This window comes from Roseiflexus castenholzii DSM 13941 (genome assembly GCF_000017805.1).
Taxonomy (GTDB): Bacteria; Chloroflexota; Chloroflexia; order Chloroflexales; family Roseiflexaceae; genus Roseiflexus; species Roseiflexus castenholzii.
The window spans coordinates 3,728,394-3,754,389 of record NC_009767.1 but is presented as its reverse complement, the minus strand read 5'-3'; the positions used below and the strand labels follow the sequence as shown (position 1 = coordinate 3,754,389).

Genomic DNA, 25,996 nt, shown 5'->3' with positions numbered 1-25,996 from the left:
TACAGCACGCGATAGTCGTGTAAGGGGGCGCGATGGCGACTGGAACCCAACGACTGGCAGGACTGGCGCAGCGGGTTGGCGCATGGGTAAGCGATCATCAGGCGATACGATGGTGGCTGAGTGTTCTGCGCCTGGGGCTTTTTCAACTTGGCATGGGAATTGCGCTGGCGCCGATCACCGGTACGCTCAACCGCGTGTTGATCGGTGATTTGTATGTTCCTGCCGCGATTGTCGCGTCGCTCATGGCGATTCACTACTTTGTCTCGCCGGTGCGCGCCATCTTTGGCTATCAGTCGGATGTGCATCGCGCGAAGGGGCGCTGGCGCACGCCGTATGTGGTCCTGGGCGCGGTGCTGACGTATGGCGGTCTGGCGACCGCGCCGTTTTCGTTGATCCTGCTGGGTCCCGATAGTTCGATGCCCTTTGCGGTTGCGCTCGTCGTTTGCGCTGCCATCTTTCTGGCATATGGCATTGGCGTCAATATTGTCGAGACGACGTATCTAGCGTTGGTCAGTGATATTACGCCGCCGCGCGAACGGGGCAAGGTGCTGGCAGTGTTATGGATGATGCTGGTCGTCGGGACGATTGTCAGTTCGATCATTGTTGGCGCCATTCTCGAAAACTATTCACCGGTGCTGTTGATCCAGGTAATGCAGGGTTCGGCGGTGGTCTTCGCGGTTCTGACCGCGATCTCTCTGCTTGGGCGCGAGCGATTGCGCGCGGATGGGACGCTCGTCAGTCATACCGATGAGATTCGGGTGCGGTTGACGCTGGTCGAGCAACTGCGCGTGGTCTGGCAGCAGCCTGGATTGCGTGCGTTGTTCGTCGTTCTGTTTGGCGGAACGCTGGCGCTCGCCACGCACGATGTGCTCCTGGAGCCGTATGGCGGTCAGGTGCTGGGCATGAGCGTCGCAGCGACGACCCGGTTGACGGCGCTCTGGGGTGTGGCAATGATTACAGGCATCACGGTGGCAGGTCTGCTTCTGTGGCGTGGGCAGTCGCCTATCAGCCTGATAATTGGTGGATGCGCCGTTGGCGCTTTGGGTTTTCTGGTCGTTATTGCCGCCGGCGGGAGCCTCGATGTGACTGTGTTTCGCGGCGGCGTGGTCTTTATTGGCATCGGGCGCGGGTTGTTCATCGTTGCTTCGGTGGCGCTGATCATGACGCTTGCGGATCGGGCGCACGCCGGGTTGTTCATTGGTTTGTGGGGTGTGACGCAGGCGCTGGCGCAGGGGTTTGGCACTGTGGGCGGCGGTCTGGCGCGTGATATTGTTCAGTTGCAAACCGGCAGTATTCTGCTGGGGTATACCGTAGTTTACGCGACATCGCTCGTCATTCTCCTGATTACGCTTGGCTTGATCGCGGCATTGCGCCTGGGTCGCCAGTTGCGCGAGGGTACGGTTCGTTCGCCGTGGTCGGGATTGCAGGATTTGCCCGGTGATCAGATTCTGTTCTGAGCGGCGCGAGGCGCGAGGGGAGAGACGCGAGGGGAGAGACGCGAGGCGCGAGGCGCGAGGCGCGAGGCGCGAGGCGCGAGGCGCGAGGTGAGAGACGCGAGGTGAGAGGCGCGAGGCGCGAGGTGCGAGGCGCGAGGCGCGAGGCGCGAGGCGCGAGGTGAGAGACGCGAGGCGTCCGACCGTGGCGTAGCGCGAGATGTATCTCGCATTTGTGGAGAGGCGCGAGGCGCGAGGCGCGAGGCGCGAGGCGCGACCATGGCGTAGCGCGAGATTTATCTCGCGTTGGTGGAGCGGCGAGAGGGGTCCGACAACGGCGTAGCGCGAGATGTATCTCGCATTTGTGGAGAGGCGCGAGGCGCGAGGCGCGAGGCGCGAAGCGCGAGGCGAGAGGCGCGAGGTGAGAGACGCGAGGTGAGAGGCGCGAGGCGCGAGGCGCGAGGCGCGAGGCGCGAGGCGCGAGGCGCGAGGCGCGAGGCGCGAGGCGCGAGGCGCGAGGCGCGAGGCGCGAGGCGCGAGGCGCGAGGTGAGAGACGCGAGGTGAGAGGCGCGAGGCGCGAGGCGTGAGGCGCGAGGCGTGAGGCGCGAGGCGTCCGACCGTGGCGTCGCGCGAGATTTATCTCGCATTGGTGGAGAGGCGCGAGGGGTGAGGCGCGAGGAGTGAGGCGTCCGACCGTGGCGTCGCGCGAGATTTATCTCGCATTGGTGGAGCGGCGCGAAGAGTGAGGCGCGAGGCGCGAGGCGCGAGGGGTGAGGTGAGAGGGGTGAGGTGAGAGGCAAGAGGGAGTTGAAGGTGGAAGGTTGCACACTGCACATGGAATGTTGAGCGTTGAACGCACCACCCCCGATCACTAACCCCTAACCTTTAGCCTCTCTCATGTCCTCAGTTCTTGGTTCTCAGTTCTTAGTTCTCAGTTCTTGGTTCTTCACATGCCTGACATCTCTCCCATGCTTATCCGCCACCTCGCGCCGCTGCTCTACGCACTGGCGCTCTGGTGGGTTTCGACTGCCGTCATCATTCTGCTCTACCGCCTGCCGCAGCGCACCTACCGCCTGAGTTTCGCCGCCATCACTGTGGTTGCACTCGCATCGCTCGCCGGTATCTGGCTGGCACGGGAGAATACCGGTGTGTGGGGAGCGTATCTGGGGTTTACCGGCGGGACGCTGGTGTGGGGATGGCAACTCGCCGGTTTCTATATGGGGTTCGTGACCGGTCCGCGCGAGGAGCCGTTTGTCTGGCATCCAAGCGATATCGTTCGTTTTGGGCAGGCGGTGCATGCGAGCCTGCACCACGAACTCACAGCATTGGCAGGCGTCGGCGTCCTGGCGGCGCTCAGTTGGGGCGCGCCGAATATGCTGGGATTATGGACGTATCTGTTGCTCTGGCTTATGCACCTGGCTGCCAAGATCAACATCTTTCTGGGAGCGCGCAATTTTCATGCCGGCTTGCTGCCGGATCACCTTCGTCATCTGGGGGTCTTTTTTCGCTATCGCCCGATGAACCTGTTTTTCCCCCTTTCGGTCACCGGCGCCATCGTGATAGCGACATTGCTCTGGCGTTGGGCGTTGCACCCGGATGCAACCGACTATCAGGCGGTCGCGGGAACGCTGCTTGGGTTCCTGACATTGCTGGGTCTGCTCGAAATCTGGTTGCTCATGACCCCGCCGGTGGGCAAGGCGTGGGGTGAGCGCCGGGTGGATGCCGGATAGCGCCTTACCAGTAATGAACGAGCGGCACGTCGGTCATGCTCAACAAGCCGGGTTCTGCTTTCCGTATGCTGGCAATGGTATTGACCGCAATCGCGGCGGTTGCAATGTCGCCATGAATGCCGCCTGCAATCGTCATGCGCAGCGGTGGGTTGCCATCGATTTCGACGGTATCTTGCGGGTCTGGCGCGCCGACATACATGCGCAGATCGAGTGTAATGACTTCGCGCTCGCCAATATAGCCGCGCGCAATCTGATGCACGCCGGCAACCTGCCCGGCTTCCACCGACACGTGCTCGGTTACGACGGCGCACCCGGCAAGGATCGGCATAATCGTGTCATCCCCGGCATCAAGTTGCCATCCAAGGGTGGCGGCAATCATGTGCAACGACTCGGCCAGCCCGACGTGACGCACGGCGCCTTCGCGCACCCGCTGCGCGAACTCGTCCGGGGTCAACCCGGCGCCAATCTTGCGCTGCAAAGGACCACGCCGCTGTGCGGCGTCTACAATGCGCAATACCCGCATGGCGCGCACCTCAGCGCATGCCGCCGTCAGCATAAGGGGCAACGCATCCATTGCGTATCCGGGGTTGACCCCTGTGCCGAGCAGCGTTACGCCAGCCGCGCGCGCGGCAGCGTCGAGGTCTGCTGCAAGTTGCGGCTGCGCACTCCACGGGTAGGCGAGCTCCTCACACGTCGAAATGACGTTCGCGCCAGCGGTGATGCATTCCCGGAGTTGCGGCGCCACGGCGGCAAGCGACGATTGTGTGGCGTGCAGCACGACATCAGGGTGGACGCGGCTCAATGTTCTCGCCGCATCGATGCTGACCGTCACACCAATGGCGCTGCGTCCCAACAGTTCGCCAAGGTCGCGCCCGGCTTTTTGCGGATCGACATCGATTGCGCCGACGATCTGAATGCCAGATCGCGTACACGCCAGACGAGCAATGCCCATGCCGATCGGTCCGAGACCGTAACAAACGACGCGAGTCGTCATATTATGTTCCCTTACGGATGAATGCCGGTCATGTTATAATAACGCGCCGTTAGAGGAAATGTCAATTTCTTATGAATATTCCGACCATTCTGATCATCGATGACGATGTGGTGTTGCTGGCACGGCTGGCAACGCAACTGAAAGAGGCAGGGTACGAGACGTTCCAGGCGACCTGTGTGCGGCAGGCGGAACAGGCGCTTGCCGGGGCGACGGTCGATCTGGCGCTGCTGGAACCTGCTGTTGATCATCGCGCCGGATGGGAGTTCCTCCCGCGCCTGGCAAAGCGTGTGCCGACCATCGTGATGAGTGGTGATGGTCTCGAAGAAGATGTGGTTCGCGGGTTGGACGCCGGCGCTGTCGATTATCTTACGAAGCCGTTTCGTGCCGGTGAATTAATTGCGCGTTTGCGCGTGCATCTGCGGTTGCGATCCGGCAACGACACGACTGTTTCGCCCGGTGCGCCTGCTGCCGGGCAACCGGCATCCGAGTCGCGCTCAGATTCGTCCGACGTTGCTGCCCGAGTCATCGATCTGGGTGACGATGATGATGTGCTCGACGCGACAGTGGAGCGCAGGTCTGGCGCGCCGGAATCTTCTGCCGGGCAACCGACTCCGGCGTTGTCCACCGAACGCCTGCGTCGCAAGCGTTCCCCAGAGGGCGCAGAGGACGAGCCGATATTCATTCCCCATGCTGAGGAACGCGGCTTGATCGGCAATCACACGCCAATGGATGTTGATGAGTTGCGCGCGCACGAGTTGGAGCAGTTGCCGCTTGGCGCCCGCCTCCGCGCTGCACGTCAACGCCGCCGTATCACACTGGTGCAGGCGGAACTCGACACCAAAATCCGAATGTCCTACATCCAGGCGATGGAGGAAGAAAAGTTCTCGTTGCTGCCGCATGGCGCTATGACGGAGGCGATGGTCAAGACCTATGCCTCATATCTTGGGCTGAATGTGACCCATGCGCTCGAGGAGTATCGCCAGCGGCACTATAGCGCACCGGTTGAACCGTTGCCCGCTCTCGGCGGCACATTTCTGCCACGTTCCGCAACGCCCTGGTGGATGTGGGCAGCCGTCGTCGCGCTGGCGCTGGCGATTGGTATCGGCGGCATCATAGCGCTCGATCCGGCAGGCGTGGCTGCGCTTGGCGATCGCGCGCGCGCGCTCTTTTCACCACCGACTGCAACCCCATCACCAACGCTGACGCCAACGTTTTCGCCAACAGCGACCTCCTCGCCAACGGTCACGCCAAGCCCGACGCCAACGGCGACCTTCACGCCAAGTCCAACGCCGGAACCCACAACCACGCCAGCGCCGACTTTGACGCCAACAATCACGCCGCGCCCACAACCGACGCCGCGCCCACAGCCGACCCCTGAGCCGCCGACCCCTGAACCGCCGACCCCTGAACCGCCGACCCCTGAACCGCCGCCGGTTCAGCCGTGATAAGGCTAATACCTTTCAAATAACACGAGTGACGCGGTGGGTGCGTCTTCTGGCTCCGCCAGAACCTGTGGCAGCGTGGTGTTCCCGGTCAGGGTGGTGTGAGGCGGCAGCAAAGCGGCCGCCTCACACCACGGAAGAAGATACGTACCGCTCTGCCGAAGGCAAAAAGAGCCGTCACCCGGCTCACCTGTGAAGCGACCGCGTAACTCCTTGCGAATCAGCACACATAGCGGTGCAAAGGTGCAAAGAACCTGCTCCGCCGGCGCAATCACAGCTGCGTCTGGTACAATAATCGTTGCCTATGATGTACGACGACACCATTGCAGCCATTGCCACCCCTCCCGGTGAAGGGGGTATCGGCATTGTGCGCATCAGCGGAAAGGATGCGCTGTCTATTCTGGAGCGCATCTTTGTGCCGGTGCGTCCCGGTCGCTGGAAACCCTATCGGATGCGCTATGGGCACGTGGTGGATGGCGCCGGCGTCAGAGTGGACGAGGCGCTTGCCGTCTTTATGCGTGGTCCGCGCAGTTTCACCGCTGAGGATACTGTCGAAATCTCGGTGCATGGCGGACCTCTGGTGGTCGAGCGCGTGTTGCAGCAGGCGCTGGCAGCAGGCGCGCGCGCTGCCAACCCCGGCGAGTTCACCATGCGCGCCTTTTTGAATGGACGGATCGATCTGACTCAGGCGGAAGCGACGCTCGACATCATTACGGCGCGAACGACAACGGCGCTGGCGCTGGCGGAAGCGCAGTTGGGCGGATGGCTTTCCCACGAATTGCGCCGCATCCGCGCTCTGCTCATAGATCCACTGGCATACTGCACGGCGCTGGTTGATTTCCCTGAAGATGAGGTCGAGCCTCAGGATGTCGAGACGCCACTGACAGCGGCGGTTCAGGCGCTCGATACGCTAGTTGCTACTGCGGAACAGGGGATAATCTACCGTCAGGGGGCGCGTGCCACGTTGGTCGGTCGCCCAAATGCTGGAAAATCAAGCCTGCTGAATGCGCTGTTGCGCATTGATCGGGCGATCGTGACGCCAATCCCCGGCACGACGCGCGATACCCTGGAGGAAACTGCCAACCTGGGGGGCGTGCCGGTGGTCTTGACCGACACCGCCGGGATTGTCGAAAGCGTCGATCCGGTCGAGCGCCTTGGTGTGGAGCGAAGCCGGCAGGCAGTGGCGCAGGCGGACCTGTTGCTCCTCGTGGTCGAGGGGGTGAGCCAACCCGTCGATGATGACCGTGAGATTGTGGCGTTGACTCGAGATAAACGCACGGTGCTGATCGTCAACAAGATTGATCTGATCGACGGCGCCGATGCAGTGCAAGAATGTATGAAATTCCTCAAATGCGCGTATGAAAATCTGCGTGGTGTGCCATTCGACGCGACAATTGCAGTTTCGGCATTGACCGGGCAGGGACTGGATATGCTCGGCGCGACGGTTGCGCGCCTGCTGCTCGGCGATTCGTCGCCTGCCGATGGGCGCCTGGTGACCAATGTGCGTCACCGTGACGCGCTTGCGCGCGCAGCAACACACGCTCGTGACGCGCTCGATAGTTTTCGGCGCGGCGTATCGCCCGATCTGCTGGCGGTGGATCTGACTGCGGCGATCAATGCGATCGGTGAGGTGACCGGCGAGGCGGTCGGTGACGATCTGCTCCACGCTATTTTCAGTCGGTTCTGCATCGGAAAGTGACCATGCCAATGCACGCTCTGCGTCCTATCGCGCTGGTTGCGCTTGCACTGCTGCTCTTCGTGGCGGCGCACGGCACGGGGATCGATCTGTTTTTCCAACTGAGCTACCTGTTAGTTGGCATTGTGATTGTAGCGTACCTGTGGGCATGGCTCAATCTGCGTGGTTTGAGCGTGCGGCGCGAGGTTTTCACCCATCGCGCACAGGTCGGAGATGTGGTGCGCGAGCGGATGACGCTGGTCAACCACTGGTTCCTGCCCAAACTCTGGATCGAGGTGATCGACCGTTCAAACCTGCCCGACCACAGTGCCGGTTTCGTCGCGTATCTACCAGGATACGATCAGCGGCGCCAGGTTATTCGCACCACCTGCACCATGCGCGGGAAGTTCCGGTTGGGTCCGGTGACGCTGGTAAGTAGTGACCTGCTGGGTCTGTTTCGTTTCCAGCGCGATATTCCAGGCGATAACGAGATTCTGGTCTACCCGCGCACCGTTCCGCTGCCAGGTTTCGTGCTGCCCGGCGCAGAATTGCCGGGTGGCCAGGACCTCCGGCGACGCACGTACCACGTAACACCAAATGTCGCCGCCATTCGCGACTATCAACCCGGCGACGGTTTCAACCGCATTCACTGGCGGAGCACAGCGCGCCTGGGCAGGTTGATGGTGAAGGAGTTTGAACTCGATCCGACTGCCGAGGTTTATGTGGCGCTCGATATGCATGAATATGTGCAGCAGGCATGGCGGCCCGTAGAAAGAACTTCGGGCAGGCAGTTCCGGCGAACCACCGAGTCGACCGAGGAATATGCGGTGCATGCCGCAGCATCGATTGCGCGTCATGTGCTCGAGCAGAATCGTGCCGTGGGGTTGATCGCCTGGGGACAGCGCCGCGAAGTCATTCCGCCTGAGCGCGAGGCGCGGCAGTTGTACAAAATCCTGGAGGCGCTGGCGGAACTGCGCGCCTATGGGTCTGCGTCGCTGGCGGAAGTGTTGAGCGCCGAAAACGCACGCTTCGGGCGCAACTGCACGCTGGTGGTGATTACTCCGTCGCTGGATGAGCGGTGGGTTACAGGAGTCCAGCACTTGCGGTATCGAGGGGTGCGTATCGTTGCGATTCTGATCGATGCGGAGTCGTTCGGCGGTGGGCGCAGCAACGAGTCGATCCGTGGACGCCTGGCAGAACTGCGCGTGCCAACCTGTGTCTGGCAACGCGGACAACCGCTGACGACGGCGCTTGCTCAGACCGCCGCAATGGGTCTTCACCATGCGGGAGCGCCGCACGCTCGCCCATCGTGAAAAATCGTCAACGAAGCCACATCCATCGGATGGAATGATTCGTAAAATACGGTACGAGGAGTAGATGACATGCACCTCTGGAGTGCCGTGATGAACCAGGTCCCAACCTCTCGCTTCCGCTCACACGCGATTGAGCAGGAGGCAGACCCCGAAAGTGATGTATTCTGGCAGACCGACTTTGCTGATGTTGTGGCGCAACGAGCCTCTTCCGGCGAAACGCTGGACGACTCAACACAAATGTACCTGCGTGAGATCGGTCAGGTCAGTCTGTTGAGCGCCGCAGAAGAGGTTGCGCTGGCGAACGACATCAGCGCCGGTCGTGAAGCACAGGAGCGGTTGAACGTGCAGCATTTCGACTCGGTAGACGAGCGCCTGCTGCTCGAACGGCGCGTGGTACAGGCGGAGGAAGCGCGCCGTCGCCTGATCCAGGCGAACCTGCGCCTGGTCGTCAGTGTTGCTAAAAAGTACATCGGTGGTCCGCTCTCATTTATGGACCTGGTCCAGGAAGGGAACATTGGTCTGATGCGCGCCGTCGAGAAATTCGACGCCAGCAAAGGCAACCGCTTTTCGACCTACGCGACGTGGTGGATTCGCCAGGCGATCACGCGTGCTATCGCCGAACAGAGTCGCCTGATCCGGCTGCCGGTGCATCTGAGCGACGTCATTGCACAGGTGCGACGGGTTGCGCGGCGTCTCGAGCAGTCGCTGGAGCGCGAGCCGACGATCAAAGAGATCGCCGAAGCGGTCGGTATGCCGGAGCGCAAAGTGAAGATGCTGCTTCAGGCGTCTGCACAGCCGATTTCGCTGGAACAGCCAATCACGAATGATGGTGAAGGACAGATTGGTGAACTGCTGGCGGATGACGGCGCCGATGCGCCGATGGAGATTGCGACGCAACACATGCTTCAGCGCGACCTGGAACAGGCGTTGATGGACCTGCCTGATCGCGAGCGAGCGGTGTTGCGATTGCGATATGGTCTGACTGACGGTCGGCGCCGGACACTTGAGGAGATCGGTTCGGCATTTGGCATTACCCGCGAGCGGACCCGGCAGATCGAAGCCGATGCGCTGCGCCTGCTGCGGCGCCCTGGCGTTAGCGCCCGGTTGCAGGCATATCTGGAGTAGTCAATCTCAGGCGGTATTGTCTTCGATGTCAAACGGGACTTTTTCGTAGACCTCTGCAAGATGCAACCGGCGCTCAATCGTCGGCAACTCCAGTACGCCATCGTCGCCATCCATCGAAGTCAACACCCGGAGATTTTCGGATTGTCGCCGATAGTGATCGATATGTTGTGCATCTGAAGCCACCAGGATGTACTCCTGGACGGTTTCGATACTCCGATAGTATTGGAACTTTTTGCCTCGATCATATTGCTCCGTGCTCTCTGGTAGCACTTCGATAATGACCGCAGGATTGAGCAAGACCCGTCGAGTTGCGTCTTCAAACTGCGACTCGCCACAAACTACTGCAACATCGGGGTACATATATTTTCGCGGTTGATCCGCCCGAATTTTCATATCGCTGGTATAGATCACGGATGGTCGTTTGCGCAACTGGGTGTGGAGCAGCGCGTTGAGGTTGCTGCAAATGATCGAATGCGCCTGATTGCCTCCAGTCAGCGCCATAATCCGACTCCCGTAGTGCTCATGCCTGTCGCTGCTTTGTTCCTCGAAGGCTTTGTTCTTAACGAGCGAGCGTTTCACGGGACCCAATATATTCAAGCACCGCCTGGGTTATCAACCCTGAACGACTCTCACCACGTTCACTCGCATATTTATTCACGAGATGTAATACACGCTCAGGCAACGTAATATTGATCCTGCGCGTTTTACCTGATAGCTTTGTAACATCAACAGTAACGAATGCCCAGATCCCTCCGGCATAATCGGGATTACTTTGATGCAATTCAACCGGTTTTGGCGTTGGGATAGGCTCGCCATCTGCTAATAAGCCTTCTAGATGGCACTCAATGGCTTCGATGGCTTCTTGCAATGCTTCATCGAGTGTTTCACCCGCACTGAAGCAACCAGGCAAGTCAGGCACAGTAACGCCATAATCGCTTTCAGTATCCTTATGGATGACAACAGGGTAATGCATCGGCGCTCACTCCTTCTCTGACCAGGACCAACCGGCTTGACGGTAGATACTCTTCAAAGTTCCTACAGGTAAATCTTTCTTTGGATGCGGAATAGTCACGCGTCCAGGCTTATTGGGATGTTTGTAGTGGTGGTGGCTGCCCCGAACGTGGACCAGCATCCACATACACATGAAGTCAACGTTGCAAGGATCTCAATCACGATATCGAATAGCGTCGTTTTGGTGCGATGGGCGTCAATGAATGCTTTGATCTTCTTCCTTCTTTGCCTGGACAGAGGACCGCCACAGGCGTGGCGGTCCTTTCCGCTTTGGTATAGTAAGATCCTTTGGCTTCTTTTGTTTGGTATCACCTCTCCCCTCTCGCCTCGCGCCTCTCGCCCCTCACCTCGCGCCTCTCGCCTCGCACCTCGCGCCTCTCACCTCGCGCCTCGCGCCTCTTGCCTCGTGCCCCCTCGCCTCGCGCCTCTCGCCCCTCACCTCGCGCCTCGCGCCTCGCGCCTCGCGCCTCGCGCCTCGCGCCTCGCGCCTCGCGCCTCTCCACAGATGCGAGATACATCTCGCGCTACGCCGTTGTCGGACCCCTCTCGCCGCTCCACCAACGCGAGATAAATCTCGCGCTACGCCATGGTCGCGCCTCGCGCCTCGCGCCTCGCGCCTCGCGCCTCTCCACAAATGCGAGATACATCTCGCGCTACGCCGTTGTCGGACCCCTCTCGCCGCTCCACCAACGCGAGATAAATCTCGCGCTACGCCATGGTCGCGCCTCGCGCCTCGCGCCTCGCGCCTCGCGCCTCTCCACCAATGCGAGATACATCTCGCGCTACGCCGTTGTCGGACCCCTCTCGCCGCTCCACCAACGCGAGATAAATCTCGCGCTACGCCATGGTCGCGCCTCGCGCCTCGCGCCTCGCGCCTCTCCACCAATGCGAGATACATCTCGCGCTACGCCGTTGTCGGACCCCTCTCGCCGCTCCACCAACGCGAGATAAATCTCGCGCTACGCCATGGTCGCGCCTCGCGCCTCGCGCCTCGCGCCTCGCGCCTCTCCACAGATGCGAGATACATCTCGCGCTACGCCGTTGTCGGACCCCTCTCGCCGCTCCACCAACGCGAGATAAATCTCGCGCTACGCCATGGTCGCGCCTCGCGCCTCGCGCCTCGCGCCTCGCGCCTCTCCACAGATGCGAGATACATCTCGCGCTACGCCGTTGTCGGACCCCTCTCGCCGCTCCACCAACGCGAGATAAATCTCGCGCTACGCCATGGTCGCGCCTCGCGCCTCGCGCCTCGCGCCTCGCGCCTCGCGCCTCGCACCTCTCGCCCCTCCCCTCTCGCCTCTCGCCTCTCGCCTCTCACCTCTCACCTCTCACACCAATTCCCTGTGAACATCCGGCATGGTCACCCCGAGCAAAGCGAGGGGTCGTGCGCGACCCGCGCCGATTCCTCGCTGCGTTTACCCTGAGCGAAGCGAAGGGCTCGGAATGACAAGAAATGCGGTATCTTCAAGCGTCATTGGTATCACCTCTCGCCTCTCGCCCCTCGCCTCTCGCCTCTCGCCTCTCGCCTCTCGCCTCTCCCCTTACTCCACTTCCGCCATCACAACGCCGAGCGCGACGCTCTGACCGGGTGCGACGTGGATCTGCGTTACGCGACCGGCGCGTGGCGCGCGGATTTCGTTCTCCATCTTCATCGCTTCCAGCACCAGCAGCGGTTGCCCGAGTTCGACCGCTTCGCCAGGGCTGACGAGCACGCGCGTGATCAATCCTGGAATTGGCGCTTTGATGCGCCCATCGCCGCTTGCCGGGCGCGCAACCGTGGCTTCCAGATCGCGCACTTCAACCTGGTGCAGACCAAACCGCGAGCGCATCCAGCGCAGATTGGGATCGACCGCCACCTCATACGGTCGCCTCTCTACAATCAGCCAGTCGAGCAGTTCTGGACTGCCGGTTTCCGGTGTCAGCACCTGAACCGACTGCCCATCGACCCGCACGGTGATCGCGCCGGTGGTTCGGTGCAACGGCGGAGATTCGACGACAAACGTATGACCATCGATTGTAATGCTCAGTTTGCTCATTGCTCTTTCCTCTACTGTGGCAATCGGCGCGAATCACGATGCCAGCCGGAACCGGCGCGATCCGGCAGGACGCCGCTCGAGTCGATGCCGCGCCGGATGTATGCCAGCGCCGCTGCAATCGCCAGGTCGCGGAGGCGTTCGGGTGGGACCTCAGCGCCCGGAAAGGGACTGCGGTTGAAGTCCGAGTCATACGTTCCGGTGACGAACGCCGGGGCATCCAGAATACGCTGGATGAGCGGCAGGTTCGTCTGCACACCGCTGATTGCAAAATCAGCGACTGCGCGCCGCAACCGTCCCAACGCCCCGGCGCGCGTGTCGTCCCAGGCGACGACCTTCGCCAGCAGCGGATCGTAACGCACCGGAACGTTGCAACCGCCATAGGCATACGTATCGACACGCACCCCTGGTCCTCCCGGAAAGCGAAAGCGCCGCAGTCGTCCCGGGCTTGGCAGATAATGGTTCCACGGGTCCTCTGCGTTGACGCGCACCTGGATGGCGCATCCACGCAGTGTCACCTCATCCTGCGAAAAGCCGAGCGGCTCACCGGCAGCAACCTGAATCTGAACGCGCACCAGGTCGAGTCCAGTGCGCATTTCGGTGATCGGATGTTCGACCTGAATACGTGCTTTGACCTCGGTAAAATAAAAGCGCCCCTGCGCGTCGAGCACGAACTCGATCGTACAGGCGCCCATGCATCCCAGCAGACGCCCAATGGTCAGCGCCTGCCGCCAGAGGTTTTCGCGCTGCGCATCGGTCAGGTATGGCGCCGGCGACTCTTCCATCACCTTGCGATGATTATGCTGGATTGACCCGTCACGCTCACCCAGATGGACGAGGTTGCCGTGTCGGTCGCCGACAAGTTGCACTTCCAGGTAGCGCGCCGGAAGGAATGCTTCTTCGAGGTAGAGCCGCTCATCGCCGAATTCGGTCAGCGCTGCCGAGTGCGCATGCTGCGCTATGCTCCCCAGGTGCGTCGGCTCGTGTACCAGGCGTGTGCTATGGCTGCGCCCGCCGCTGTACGATTTGAGCACCAGTGGGTAGCCGAGGCCTTCAGCCGCGTCACGCAGCGCCTCCCATTCCGATGCGCGGTAGGCGCGTGGCGAGTGACGCGGCACCGCAATGCCCGCCGTGCGTACCATGTCGAGCACCGCGATTTTGTCGCACACTTTTGCCAGCATCGTGCTGGATGGACCGATAAAGGCGATGCCGGACTCCTCGCATGCGCGCGCGAATTCCTCGTGTTCGGCAAGGAAGCCGTAGCCGGGATGGATCGCATCGGCGCCGCAATCACGCGCAATCTGAACGAGCGCTGCCGCGTCGCAGTAGAGCGCGCCCGAACTCAACCGCACGCATTCATCCGCCAGCCGCACATGGAGCGAACTCAGATCGGTATCGTCGTAGAGCGCCACCGTCCGAATACCCATATCACGGCAGGTGCGAATGATGCGAACGGCAATTTCACCCCGGTTGGCGACAAGAATAGTGCGAAACATGGGACTCCTCTCAGGACGGCGAGATACCGTGCTTGCGCGGCACGTGACGTTCACGCTTCGACAGGGTGACTTCTAGCGCCTTGATCAGCACTCGACGCGAGTCGCGCGGCTCGATTACATCGTCGATCAACCCGCGGGCAGCCGCAACATACGGGTTGTTGAAGCGTTCCTGGTACTCTTCGACCAGTTCGCGGCGCTTTGCCTCCGGGTCGGGGGCGTTCTTGACCTCATTACGGTACAGGATGTTCACTGCGCCGGCCGCCCCCATTACGGCGAGTTCGGCGTTGGGCCAGGCGTACAACAGGTCGCCGCGCAATCCCTTGCTGCTCATCACGCAGTAGGCGCCGCCGTAACTTTTGCGCAGAATGATCATCAGTTTGGGGACGACGGCTTCGGAATAGGCGTAGATCATACGCGCGCCGTTGCGGATGATGCCGCCGTACTCCTGGTTCGTGCCGGGCAGGAAGCCGGGAACGTCCTGCAACGTGATGATTGGAACATTGTAGGTATCGCAAATGCGAATGAAGTGTGCCGCCTTGATCGACGCCTTGATGTCGATGCAGCCTGCCAGCACCATCGGTTGGTTGGCGACAATGCCGACAACATAGCCGTTGAGCCTGCCGAAGCCAACGACCATGTTCTGCGCCCAAAGCGCATGCACCTCAAAGAAGCGGCCATCGTCGAGGATGCTGCTGATCACCTGGCGCACATCGTAAGGCTTGGTCGGATCGACCGGCACGATCTCTTCGAGTTCAGGGCAGCGTCGTTCAGGATCGTCCACCGGGCGCACATAGGGCGGGTCGTCCTGGTTGTTGAGCGGCAGGTAACTCAGAAGTTCACGCGCCATCGCCAGGCACTCCTGATCGTCGCGCGCCAGGAAGTGGCTCACGCCGCTCTCCTCGGCATGGACGCGCCCGCCGCCCAATTGATCCTGCGTAACCTCCTCCTGCATAACGGCTTTCACCACTTCAGGACCGGTGATGAACATATAGGCATTCTCGGTCATGAAGATGAAATCGGTTAGCGCCGGTGAATAGACCGCACCGCCAGCGCATGGTCCCATGATCAACGAGAGTTGCGGAATGACGCCGGACGCTTCGCAGTTCGCGTCGAAGATGCGCGCATAGCCGCCCAGGCTATCGACCCCTTCCTGAATGCGCGCGCCGCCGGAGTCGTTGATAGCGATGAAGGGACAGCCATACTTCAAAGCCATGTGCATCGCCTTAACGATTTTGTTGGCATGCATTTCGCCGAGCGAACCGCCCATGACCGAAGCATCCTGCGCTGCCACAAACGCGCGACGCCCGTTGATCAGCCCGAAACCGGTGACGACGCCATCGCCGTACCGGGAGCGTTTTCCGCCGGGGTACACGTCGTAGCGTGGCAGCACCAGGGTGTCAATCTCTTCGAATGTTCCTGGATCGAAGAGCAGGTCGATGCGCTCACGCGCGGTGAGCCGCCCTTTTTTGTGCTGCGCTTCGGCATCCTGCGCCGTGCCGTGGGCAATTGCTTTGCGCTGGCGCAGTTTCTCGATATACTCCTGCATACTCGTCATGGGGAAACTCCATCTCCATTCCGTCGTGCTTCTGCAATAGGAACAGCAGTTTTCATCGGGCGCCCGATGTCCGCTGTTGCGAGGGTCAGGACAAATCCGCCCATCTGACGCCACCAGCCACGATGAACATATGCGTTCAGTTCGGGGTGGCACCGGACGATCACCGGCGCCCATCCATCGGCGGTTGGTTCGTCCGGCAGGCAGACAATCCGGCGCGTATCGACCGTCAGACCGCAACGCAGCGATTTGAGCGCGGCTTCTTTGGCGCTCCAGATGACAGTCGTCAACAACGGCTGCGCCGACGGCGGCGCATGATGCACACATGCGATTTCGACGTCGGTGAAGAAATCAGTCACAAAGCCGGGAGCGCGCGGTTCGACATACTCGATGTCGGCGCCTGGGGCGTACCCTGGTATGTCGGTCAGCACACAAAAGGCGTGGTCGCGGCTGTGGCTGATCGAGATCGCCAGTCGATCAATGATCGAAGCGTCGCCATTCTGACTCTGAAGACGCGGCGCGCCGTCCGGGTCGGTAAGAATGACAATGTCCCGCAGCGCGGGACGCCGTCCGGTGACCAGTTCGATATAGTGTGCTGCCAGATGCTTTGCCGTCCAGCGCCCCAGCAGCCAGTCGCGGCGGCGTTTCTCGCGGATCAGCGCCCCAAACTGCGCCTCTTCCGCACCGCTGAGCAATCCTTCAGGGGCTTCAGCGCGGGCAAGTGCGGGGTGATCGGCAAGCGTCTGAGTCAGCCAGTACAGCATGTGGCACAACCTGAATGGCGAGGCGTCAGAACGCGGCGGAGAATCCGTCTGACGCCCCGCATCGGATGAGACTACACGGTGACTTCGCCCGGCAACCGCGAGGTGCGGTAGCCGCGCAGATCGACGTACACGGTACCGTCCGTATCGACCACCTGCACATCGTAGGATGCGCCGCCATCGATGGCCGTGACCAGCGCGTAGAGGCGTCGCCCTTCGGCGCGCTCTGGGTGCCGCAGGATGGTGACGCTTCCAATGGCAGATGGCAATGCCATCGCCCGGTGGGTCACCATCTCCCACATCCCTGCCGCCTGGAAGCAAAGCTCGATCACCCGTGGCGCGATCAGCATTGGCATATCGGGCGAGCTGTTCGGCGGCAGACCGTCCACCATCAGCGCCACTGCCCGATCGCCCATGACGCCGATGCGCTCCATCACCTGATACGCTGGTCCGTGGAAGTAGACCCGGTAGATGCGTTCCCGGTCGATGTCGAGCGCCTCGGTTGATGGCGGCACGAAGTCAATCGTCCGCTCTTCAACCGGCGCCGTCGTGAGGTAGACCTCACCGACAAAGTGGGTGTCGAAGCGTGGCGACAGTTCGGGACGCGGTTGCACCATGCCGCGCAGGGTCGTCTTTGCCACAAGCGTTCCATTGCCCGTCGGGTGGATCGTCGCGCTCAGGTAGAGCGTGCGCGGTTGGTTCCGATGGAACTTGAACGGGCTGCTGAACTGCTCACTGATCGATGCGACACGGAATCCCGGCGTCAGGAGCGTCGCCAACTCGGCGAACGCTTCGGTTCCCATCACGCCGGGCAGCACCGGCACCCCGTCGATCTGATGGTCGTAGAGGAACGGTTGCTCTTTCGGATCAAGGGTCGTCTCCACTTCGATGCCGCCGTACAGTTTGAAGGCTTTAACGCTCCCGATCATCAGGCGTCCGCCAGTATCGACCTTCGCCGGGTCGAGACCCCCGGTTTCATCGAACTCTGCCGCCAGGATGCCGAGCCGCTGCCCGACGACGATCTCGCCGCGGAAGGCGCTCTTCGTCAGTTCGCGGCGGATGGTCGGGATACCTGCTTCCGGCGGCAGCATGTCGATGCCCGCCATCTCCATAATCTTCGGAATAGAACCTCGGGTTGCCATCCCAATGCCACCCCAGGCTGTCCAGTCGATGGCGATACCGCGCGTCTCCGGTCGCCAGGTGCGCATGCTGCTCGTCACTTTGCAGAGCAGGTCGTTGGCGGATGAGTAGTCCGACTGACCGCTGTTGCCAAAGCGACCAGCGACTGAACTGAACACCACCGTTGCGCCTATTGGCATGCCCTTCGCGGCGTTCAAAATGCTGAAGTAGCCGTCCGCCTTGATGTCGAACACCAGGTCGAACTCCTTCGGCTCCTTGTCGGGCAGCGCCTTGGAGATCTCGATACCGCCGGCGTGCAGCAGCACGTCGATCCGCCCGTAGCGCTCGCGCACATCGGCGATGACCGCAGCGACGCCCGGACCGTCGAGCAGGTTGACGCTGAAGTAGTGCGCCGTGCCGCCGGCGGCCTGCACCGCTTCGATGGCGCGCAGTGCCGCCTCTTCACGCTCGATCGCCAGGATCTTGCGGTCGATCATCACCGGTGTGGGGCGTTCGCCTGCCGCGCGGAAGTCTTCGATCAACTTGCGCTTGAGCGCCTCTTTGTCCTGACGGAACAGCGCAATGTTCGGGTCGTCCGGGTTCGGCTTGGGCGTCAGGTCGAGCAGGTAGAAAATACCGCCCGACGCCGCTGCCAGGTCGGCGGTGATAGCGGAGGTAATGCCGCCAGCCGCGCCGGTGACAACGAACACGGTGTCCTTTCCAAGGGTCATGCCCGGTGTGCCGTCAGCCGTCGGACGCTCCTCGAAGGTGACGGTGTAGCGCAGGCTGTCGCGGTAGCCGACTTCAACGACTCCGGGATCGAAGAGGGTCTCAGCGATAAGCAGGTCTGCCGGTTCTGCCGTCTTGCGCCCCGGCTCGAAATCGACCGCCTTGACCAGAATATCCTGGCGTTCGCGCTTGTACGATTTAGTGCAGCCGACGACGGCGCCGCCGAGCGGTGCGGATGCGCCTTCCGGTCCATAGCCGTGCAATCCACCGAGCCGCGTCGCCGAGACCAGGAATGTGCCCGGTCCCACGAGCGTGTCGTACAGTGTCCGCAGTGTCAGGTAGAGGTTCTTGACGCGCACCTGGTTCAGTTCACGCCAGGTTGCCAGGTCCATCTCCTCGATCGCCGGTTCGACATCGAGCGCTGGCAGCCAGTAGACGCCGTGGATCGGACCTTCCGCCAGCCATCCTTTGAGTCGTTGCTCCAGTTCCTCGGCGGATGGCGGCTCTTCGATGACCAGCGTGCCGACGCCGCGCTTCTCCAGGCGGTTGAGCAGCGCCTTGCCAACTCCGCCACGGTCCATCATTACCACGACGCGGGTGTTGCCGTCGAGTGCAACGCCGGTCGGTTTGCACAAGTCGATTGCCGGGCGTAGCGCCGGAACGACCACGCGGCGCGGAACCATATCGGCATTCTCGACCGGTGCGAGCGTCACTGCCGGTTGCGCTGCGGGTGTGGGTGCAGCCGACGCAACGGGCGCTGCACCTGTCGCTACTGGCGTTGTTGTCACTCCTTCAGATGGCTTGAGGTCGGGCCGGCGATCATAGACGAAATTAATCACGTGGCGCAGGGTTGGATAGTCGCGCAGTTTCAGGTCCTCGACGCGCTCGATGCCGAACGCCTCACGGATCGCGGCGAACGTCTCCGCCTGCTTGACCGTATCCACCCCCAGGTCCGCCTCCAGGTCGAGGTCGAGGTCGAGCATCTCCGGCGGGTAGCCGGTCTTCTCAGCCACCACCGCGAGCACCCGCTCGGTCACCGGATCGGCGGTTGTTGCAGGCGCTGCGGGCGCTGCCGCCGCTGTGGGCGCAGGCGCTGACGCCGCAGGCGTCGCCGATGGCTTGAGATCGGGCCGATGATCATAGACGAAATTAATCACGTGGCGCAGGGTCGGATAGTCGCGCAGTTTCAGGTTTTCGATCCGCTCGATGCCGAACGCCTCGCGGATGGCAGCGAACGTCTCCGCCTGCTTGACCGTATCCACGCCCAGATCGGCCTCCAGGTCGAGGTCGAGTTCGAGCATCTCCGGCGGGTAGCCGGTCTTCTCGGCCACCACCGCAAGCACCCGTTCGGTCACCGGATCGGCGGGTGCTGCCGCCGCTGCGGGCGCAGGCGCTGACGCAGGCGCTGCGACCGGTTCAGGCGCGGACACCGCCACAGTCTTGAGGTCGGGCCGATGCTCGTAGACAAAGTTGATCACGTGGCGCAGGGTCGGATAGTCGCGCAGTTTCAGGTTTTCGATCCGCTCGATGCCGAACGCTTCACGGATGGCGGCGAACGTCTCCGCCTGCTTGACCGTATCCACCCCCAGGTCGGCTTCCAGGTCGAGGTCGAGGTCGAGCATCTCCGGCGGGTAGCCGGTCTTCTCGGCCACCACCGCAAGCACCCGTTCGGTCACCGGATCGGCGGTTGCTGCGGGCGCTGCGGGCGCTGCCGCCGCTGCGGGCGCAGGCGCTGACGCAGGCGCTGCGACCGGTTCAGGCGCGGACACCGCCATCGTCTTGAGGTCGGGCCGATGCTCGTAGACAAAGTTGATCACGTGGCGCAGGGTCGGATAGTCGCGCAGTTTCAGGTTTTCGATCCGCTCGATGCCGAACGCTTCACGGATGGCGGCGAACGTCTCCGCCTGCTTGACTGTATCCACGCCCAGGTCGGCTTCCAGGTCGAGGTCGAGGTCGAGCATCTCCGGCGGGTAGCCGGTCTTCTCGGCAACAACGTCGAGCACCTTTGCAGCGACCGTATCGACGACCGGCGCCGACGATGCGGCGACGGCCGGCGCAATGGCGGGTGCGGAAGGCGCACCATCTGCCGGCGCCGCTGCGGGTGCAGGTGGTGCGGCAACCACTGGCGCAGCAGAGGGTTTGAGTTCTGGCTTCTGCTTGTAGACGAAGCCAACCACGTCGCGCAGCGTTGGGAAGTCGCGCAGGCGCAGATTTTCGACCTGCGGAATGCCAAACGCTTCACGCACCGCAACGAACGTCTCCGCCTGCTTGACCGTATCCACCCCCAGGTCGGCTTCCAGGTCGAGGTCGAGGTCGAGCATCTCCGGCGGGTAGCCGGTCTTCTCGGCGACGATCTGCAACACTTTTTCGGTGACGCCATCCATTTCGGGCACAGGTGCAACCGGCGCAACCGGTGTGGGAGCCAGCGCAGGCGGCGGTGCGGATGCTACCGGTGTGGGAGCCAGCGCAGGCGGCGGTGTGGATGCTACCGGTGTGGGAGCCGGCGCAGGCAGCGGTGCGGATGCAACCGGCGTGGGAGCCGGCTTGCCATTGGTTGGCGCTGGCGCTACCGGCGCCGGTGTAGATGGCACTGACGATGGCGCTATCGGTACAGGTTGTGGCGCAGGCGCATACTGGATTGCTGCCGGCGCGAATGCCACGCCATCGCCAGGCGCAGCGGCGCGCAGCGTCGGACCGGTGCCAGGAACCCAGGCACTGGGCGCAGGGCGGCGGGCTGGCGCACCTTGCGGCTTGATTCGCAGCACGCGCTTCACCACCTCGGTTTCGGCATGGTCGTACCCACTTACCTGATCGAGCCAGTAATCGTAGCGCGCGCGGTTGTCGATGCGATCAACACTGCCAGGGATGCGGCGCAGCAAGGTCATCGCAATCTGCGAACCGAAGCCGGCCGCCAGGTGCAGCGCATACTGCACCGGATAGCGCCCGCCGCGACTCAGATTGAGCGTGCCGAGTTCGGGATCGACCTCTTTGTAATTCGGAACCGGCGGCACAATCCCATGTTCGAGAATCTTGACCGCAATCACGTCCTCGATGCCGACCCCCATTGGGTGCCCGGTGAACCCCTTGGTATTGGAGACGATCACCTGGCTGGCAGATTCGCCGAAGGTCTTGCGCAGCGCGACGACCTCAGCCGATGCGCTGCCGCCACGCGCGGGGGTATAGGTCTCGTGTGAGACGAAAACCAGGTGCGGCGCGATGGTCCGGCGGTCGATGCCAAAGCGCCGTTCAGCGGCGGTCATCAGGCTGTTCATCACACCCGCAATATGCTCGACATCGAGGCGCGTGCCATGGAAGGCGCTGTTTGCCGCCTCCGTGCTGAGCACCTCGACAATGCCACGCATACCGCGTTCGCGCACGGCATCTTCGCTCTCAACCACCAGCGCACACGCACCCATACCCAGGATCATCCCATGGCGGCGGCGGTCGAAGGGCAATGCCGCCTCTTCGACTCGGTCGTCGGTCGCGGCGGCGCCGGTCGCCAGGAACCCTGCGCCGATCCACGGCAAAAGATGGTCACTGGTGACATTATCGGCAGCGATCACAAGAACACGGCGGCAACGACCGGAGCGGATCCAGTCTTCCGCAATCGCAATTGCCTGGGTGGTGGCGGCGCATGCAGCATTGACGTGCGTGTTGGGACCGCGCGCGCCGATATACTCGGCGAACTGGCTGTGTCCCATCGCCAGGATGCGGAAGAGGAAGCGCCGGTCGAAGATATAAGGTTCACGTTCGAGCAGATCGCGCAGTTCGCCAATACGTCGGACGATCTCCGCCAGCGTTGCAGGATCGGTCGTCACCCGGCGCAGCGCCTCAAGCGCTTCCAGTTGCTCGCGGCGATGCTCGTAGGTGTAGTAGCGCTCGAATTCTTCGGCGAGGCGATCCAGACCGGGAAACGCCGACGCGAAGATCACGCCGGTTTCGTCGCGCAACGCCTCGGGCAGCATCCAGCGATCCGGCAGATCTTTGCCGGTGGTCGTGCGGCGGTAGGTCTGCACCAGCGGAATGCCTGCCTCGCGCAGAGCATCGAGACCAGCCGCCATCGCCAGTTGAGTCGTCGAGTCGAGCGCCTCGACCAGTTTGGCAGGAACGCCGTACTCCTCACTCAGATTGAACGGACCGGGTCGCCCGGCAAGGCGAATGACCTCATCGGGTTCCGTCAGGGTTTCGAAACTGCCACTGCCATCTTCGCTCTTCACAACGCGCGTGATGTTGTGCGCCAGCATCTGGCGGCGGAAGCGCTCCGGGATGAGATCGATGAACTGCTCGCCGTGCAGGATGCGCAGTGCATTCTGCTCGTCCATCACCGGCTTTTCGGCGCCGGGCAGACCGAGTCCTGTGCCAGAGATGATGACCGAGCCGGTGGGCGGCAGGTTGCGGTCGTACACCGGTGCGTTGTATGCCGGGCGTTGCGTCGTTTGCGCTCCTTGCAGCGCCTGGGTGAGCAGTTTCCCAAGCGTATCGAGCGGAATGCCATTGCCCATAGTCGCCTCTTCGACAGTCTGACTTACAGCAGCGCCAGCGGCGACCTGCGGAACAGCAGGAGCGCTGGCGGAAACCGGTTGCGGCGCCGGAGCGTTGGCAGCGATGGGTGCGGGTGTGGGCGCCGGGGCGCTGGCAGCGACGGGCGCAGACGCACCTGTTGTCGCAACGGCTGCGGTTGCCACACGCGCCTGAGCGCTACCATCCTTCTGCACGTCCGCCGTCTCGTCTACAAGACCATACCCCGCTGCGTAAAGACCACAGAGCGCCTGATTGAAACTCTGGATCGTGCCGGTCTTCGGATGGTTCGTAAAGAGCGACACCACATCGGGCTTATTACCGAGCACATCGTCCACAAACCCCTTGAGCGCCTTCTTCGGACCAACCTCGACAAAGCAGCGCGCTCCTTCGCGGTAGAGCGTTTCGATTCCTTTGACCCACTGCACCGGCGACGCAATCTGCTTTTCGAGAATATCCTTAATCTCCTCAACCGTCGTCGGGTAGAGTTCTCCGGTCACATTGGCGACCATCGTGATCCGTGGCGGTGCAATATGGAAGCGATCAAGCTGTTTGCGGAGCGGACCGGACGCCGGCGCAACAATGCGGGTATGGAATGCGTGGCTGACCGGAATGCGCTGCGCCTGATACCCCTTCTGGGTGAAGACCTCGATTGCCTTTTCGACGGCTTTGCTGGCGCCACCGATCACCACCTGATTGTAGGAGTTGATATTGGCTGGAATGACATACCCATCGATTTCATCGAGCGTGCGCAGCACCACATCAAGCGGCGCCATCACTGCCGCCATCCAACCGTTATCATCGACTTTGACTTTGCTCATCTCGGCGCCGCGCGCGGCTGAGGCTTCGAGCGCCTCCGCGAACGGCATGATTCCGGCGGCGTTCAGCGCTGCATATTCGCCGAGCGAATGCCCCATTACCATATCCGGCTCGAACCCATACTCCTTGAGCAGGCGGCAAAGTGCAGCATCGAGCGTCAACATCGCCGGTTGCGTGATCGCCGTCTGCATCAAGTCGTGTTCGGCTTTCTTGAGCGCGGCGGGGTCGCTGGCATCCACATAGATGAAACTGCTGAGCGGTTTGCCCAGGATCGGCGTCATTACCGCGTCGCTCTCTTTGATGACCTCGGCGAACGCCGGTTCACTGAGCAGTTCCCGCCCCATATTGACATATTGGCTGCCCTGACCAGGGAAGAGGAAGGCGATCTTGCCCGGCTTCGGACCACTGCCGCGGAAGACGCCCTGTGCCTGCAATGCTTTCCAGGCGGCGGGGTTATCGAAGCCTGCCGCCTTCTGTGCTTTCTTCAGGCGGTCGAGCAATTCGTCGTGATCGCCAAAGTCGATAACGACGCGCTCCTGCTGCGCCAGTTCATTCGGATCGGGTGGCGTAATGGGCGGCGTCCAGCCGGCTTCGACCTTCTGGAAGATTGCATCGATCTTATCCTTGAGTTCCTTTGGTGTTGGCGCGCCAATCGCCAGGATGCCGCGCAACGGCTTCTTCTCAGAGCGCAGGCGTGGTCCGGTGGGAGGCGGCACGCTGGCGGAAACCGTCGATGTTGCCGCACTCAGAGCGACGGATGCGCCTCCCGCAGCGCCTGCCGACGGCACGGCGGCGCCGGCGTAGACCTTCGGCTCGGTGCGGATCATGCCGGGAATGTATTCCTCAAGGACAACGTGGAAGTTGGTGCCGCCGAAGCCATAGGCGCTGACGCCGGCGCGGCGTGGAATGTTCCCGCGGCGCTCCCACTCACGCGCCTCGGTGAGCAGGTAGAACGGCGTGGCGCTGAAGTTGATATTCGGGTTGGGCTTTTCGCAATTCAGGGTCGGCGGCAGAATTTTGTGGTAGATCGCCATAACCGCCTTCAGCAAGCCGGCTGCGCCTGCGCCTGCCTTGAGGTGCCCGATATTGCTCTTCACCGATCCAAGCCCAATGCTGCCGCGCTCGGCTTTGCCAAAGCAGGACGACAGACTTTCGACCTCGACGACATCGCCAACGCGGGTGCTGGTGCCGTGCGCCTCGACGAGCGTTGCTGTCGCCGGGTCCAGCCCTGCATCCTTCCAGGCGCGTTCGACGGCGAGAATCTGCCCGATCGGGTTGGGTGCGGTAATGCCTTTCCCCTTGCCGTCGGACGACCCGCCAACGCCACGAATGACCGCGTAGATGCGGTCGCCATCGCGTTCGGCATCGGCAAGCCGCTTGAGCAGGAAGGCGGCGGATCCTTCACCCATCACAAAACCATCGGCGCCATCGCCAAACGGTCGCGTGCCGGTGGCGGAAAGCGCACCGATTTTGCAGAACTTCACAAATGTGCTGGCGCCCATATTGCGGTCCACACCGCCGGTCAGCACGGCATCGCACTGATGCTGGATCAATTGCTCGCATGCCGCATCGACTGCTGCGAGCGTCGAGGCGCAGGCGGCGTCGGTAATGAAATTCGGACCGCGCAGGTTCAACACATTCGCCACACGTCCCGATACAATGTTCGGCAACTCGCCAGGCATTGTATCCTCGGTCACCGGCGGGAGGGTGCGGTCAAGTTCCGCGTGCCACTGCGCGATCAGCGCCTCCTGCACCTCCCGGGGCAACCGTCGCCAGGCTTCGGTGCGTTCGAGCAGGTGGACATATTCAGGGAACACCACGCGCTGATGAGTGATATAGTGCAACTCACCACCCATCGCCGTTCCCAGGATGACGCCGGTGCGGTCAGTGTCGAGGGCGCGCTCAGGGTACCCATAATCGGCGAGCGTCTCGGCGGCAATCGTCACTGCCCACTGTTGCCCTTCGTCCATAGCGGCTGCAACGCGCGGCGGGATCTTGAAGCGTTTCCAGTCGAAGGTAAAGCCACGCACCCAGCCGCCGATCTTCGAGTAGGTCTTATCCGGCGCGGCGGGATCGGGATCGTAGTAATCCGCAATACTCCAGCGCTCCGGCGGCGTCTCGGTAATACTATAGCGTTTGTTCAGAATATTGGTCCAGAAGGCGGGCGCATTAGGAGCATCGGGAAGGATCGCGCCCACCCCGACAATTGCAATCGCCCGTTCTGTCGTGTCACTCATCGTCGTCT

At 62.2% G+C, this 25,996-nt stretch carries 15 protein-coding genes; 6 read left to right on the top strand and 9 right to left on the bottom strand.

All coding sequences use genetic code 11. The features are described 5' to 3' along the window. Positions 1 to 32: 32 nt before the first annotated feature. On the top strand, positions 33 to 1,457 hold the full coding sequence (locus RCAS_RS14925) for a BCD family MFS transporter (RefSeq protein WP_012121379.1): 1,425 nt from the start codon (positions 33 to 35) through the stop codon (positions 1,455 to 1,457). A 927-nt stretch (positions 1,458 to 2,384) separates the two neighbouring features. Further along, on the top strand, positions 2,385 to 3,164 hold the full coding sequence (puhE, locus tag RCAS_RS14920; RefSeq protein WP_012121378.1) for a putative photosynthetic complex assembly protein PuhE: 780 nt from the start codon (positions 2,385 to 2,387) through the stop codon (positions 3,162 to 3,164). Positions 3,165 to 3,168: 4 nt separating this feature from the next. Here puhE and RCAS_RS14915 read toward each other — a convergent pair whose 3' ends face one another. After that, the gene (locus tag RCAS_RS14915) at positions 3,169 to 4,158 is read right to left on the bottom strand and encodes an NAD(P)H-dependent amine dehydrogenase family protein (protein ID WP_012121377.1); all 990 of its coding nucleotides are present in this window, start codon (positions 4,156 to 4,158) and stop codon (positions 3,169 to 3,171) included. Between the two features lie 71 nt (positions 4,159 to 4,229). On the opposite strand from RCAS_RS14915, the gene RCAS_RS26245 reads away from it, so the two are divergent. From RCAS_RS26245 to RCAS_RS14895, 4 genes are all read left to right on the top strand, one after another. Continuing rightward, positions 4,230 to 5,603 carry a response regulator gene (locus RCAS_RS26245; protein WP_012121376.1) on the top strand — a complete coding sequence of 458 codons (1,374 nt, stop codon included), beginning with the start codon at positions 4,230 to 4,232 and terminating at the stop codon, positions 5,601 to 5,603. Positions 5,604 to 5,904: 301 nt separating this feature from the next. Continuing rightward, positions 5,905 to 7,299 carry a tRNA uridine-5-carboxymethylaminomethyl(34) synthesis GTPase MnmE gene (mnmE, locus tag RCAS_RS14905; protein WP_012121375.1) on the top strand — a complete coding sequence of 465 codons (1,395 nt, stop codon included), beginning with the start codon at positions 5,905 to 5,907 and terminating at the stop codon, positions 7,297 to 7,299. Positions 7,300 to 7,307: 8 nt separating this feature from the next. Then, positions 7,308 to 8,588 carry a DUF58 domain-containing protein gene (locus RCAS_RS14900; RefSeq protein ID WP_012121374.1) on the top strand — a complete coding sequence of 427 codons (1,281 nt, stop codon included), beginning with the start codon at positions 7,308 to 7,310 and terminating at the stop codon, positions 8,586 to 8,588. Positions 8,589 to 8,678: 90 nt separating this feature from the next. After that, positions 8,679 to 9,713 (top strand): sigma-70 family RNA polymerase sigma factor, encoded by a 1,035-nt coding sequence (locus RCAS_RS14895; RefSeq protein ID WP_157042660.1) that lies wholly within the window; start codon positions 8,679 to 8,681, stop codon positions 9,711 to 9,713. 6 nt (positions 9,714 to 9,719) lie between these two features. Here RCAS_RS14895 and RCAS_RS14890 read toward each other — a convergent pair whose 3' ends face one another. From RCAS_RS14890 to RCAS_RS14855, 8 genes are all read right to left on the bottom strand, one after another. Next, on the bottom strand, positions 9,720 to 10,292 hold the full coding sequence (locus tag RCAS_RS14890) for a Uma2 family endonuclease (RefSeq protein ID WP_012121372.1): 573 nt from the start codon (positions 10,290 to 10,292) through the stop codon (positions 9,720 to 9,722). Continuing rightward, positions 10,273 to 10,686: a type II toxin-antitoxin system HicB family antitoxin gene (locus RCAS_RS14885; protein ID WP_012121371.1), complete on the bottom strand. Its 414-nt coding sequence runs from the start codon at positions 10,684 to 10,686 to the stop codon at positions 10,273 to 10,275. The genes RCAS_RS14890 and RCAS_RS14885 overlap by 20 nt, the downstream gene beginning before the upstream one ends. 6 nt (positions 10,687 to 10,692) lie before the next feature. Next, a complete protein-coding gene (locus tag RCAS_RS24065; protein WP_232280029.1) occupies positions 10,693 to 10,845 on the bottom strand; it encodes a type II toxin-antitoxin system HicA family toxin in 153 nt (50 codons plus the stop codon). 1,420 nt (positions 10,846 to 12,265) lie between these two features. Further along, positions 12,266 to 12,760, bottom strand: a complete 495-nt coding sequence (locus tag RCAS_RS14875) for a biotin/lipoyl-containing protein (protein WP_012121369.1) — start codon at positions 12,758 to 12,760, stop codon at positions 12,266 to 12,268. A gap of 11 nt (positions 12,761 to 12,771) precedes the next feature. Next, complete coding sequence (locus RCAS_RS14870) at positions 12,772 to 14,253, bottom strand: acetyl-CoA carboxylase biotin carboxylase subunit (protein ID WP_012121368.1); 1,482 nt, start codon at positions 14,251 to 14,253, stop codon at positions 12,772 to 12,774. A 10-nt stretch (positions 14,254 to 14,263) separates the two neighbouring features. Beyond that, positions 14,264 to 15,808 (bottom strand): acyl-CoA carboxylase subunit beta, encoded by a 1,545-nt coding sequence (locus RCAS_RS14865; protein WP_012121367.1) that lies wholly within the window; start codon positions 15,806 to 15,808, stop codon positions 14,264 to 14,266. Next, positions 15,805 to 16,569: a 4'-phosphopantetheinyl transferase family protein gene (locus RCAS_RS14860; RefSeq protein WP_012121366.1), complete on the bottom strand. Its 765-nt coding sequence runs from the start codon at positions 16,567 to 16,569 to the stop codon at positions 15,805 to 15,807. Before RCAS_RS14860 ends, RCAS_RS14865 begins: the two co-directional genes overlap by 4 nt. A gap of 71 nt (positions 16,570 to 16,640) precedes the next feature. Next, positions 16,641 to 25,988, bottom strand: coding sequence for a type I polyketide synthase (locus RCAS_RS14855; protein WP_012121365.1), 9,348 nt, complete (start codon positions 25,986 to 25,988; stop codon positions 16,641 to 16,643). Positions 25,989 to 25,996 lie beyond the last annotated feature (8 nt).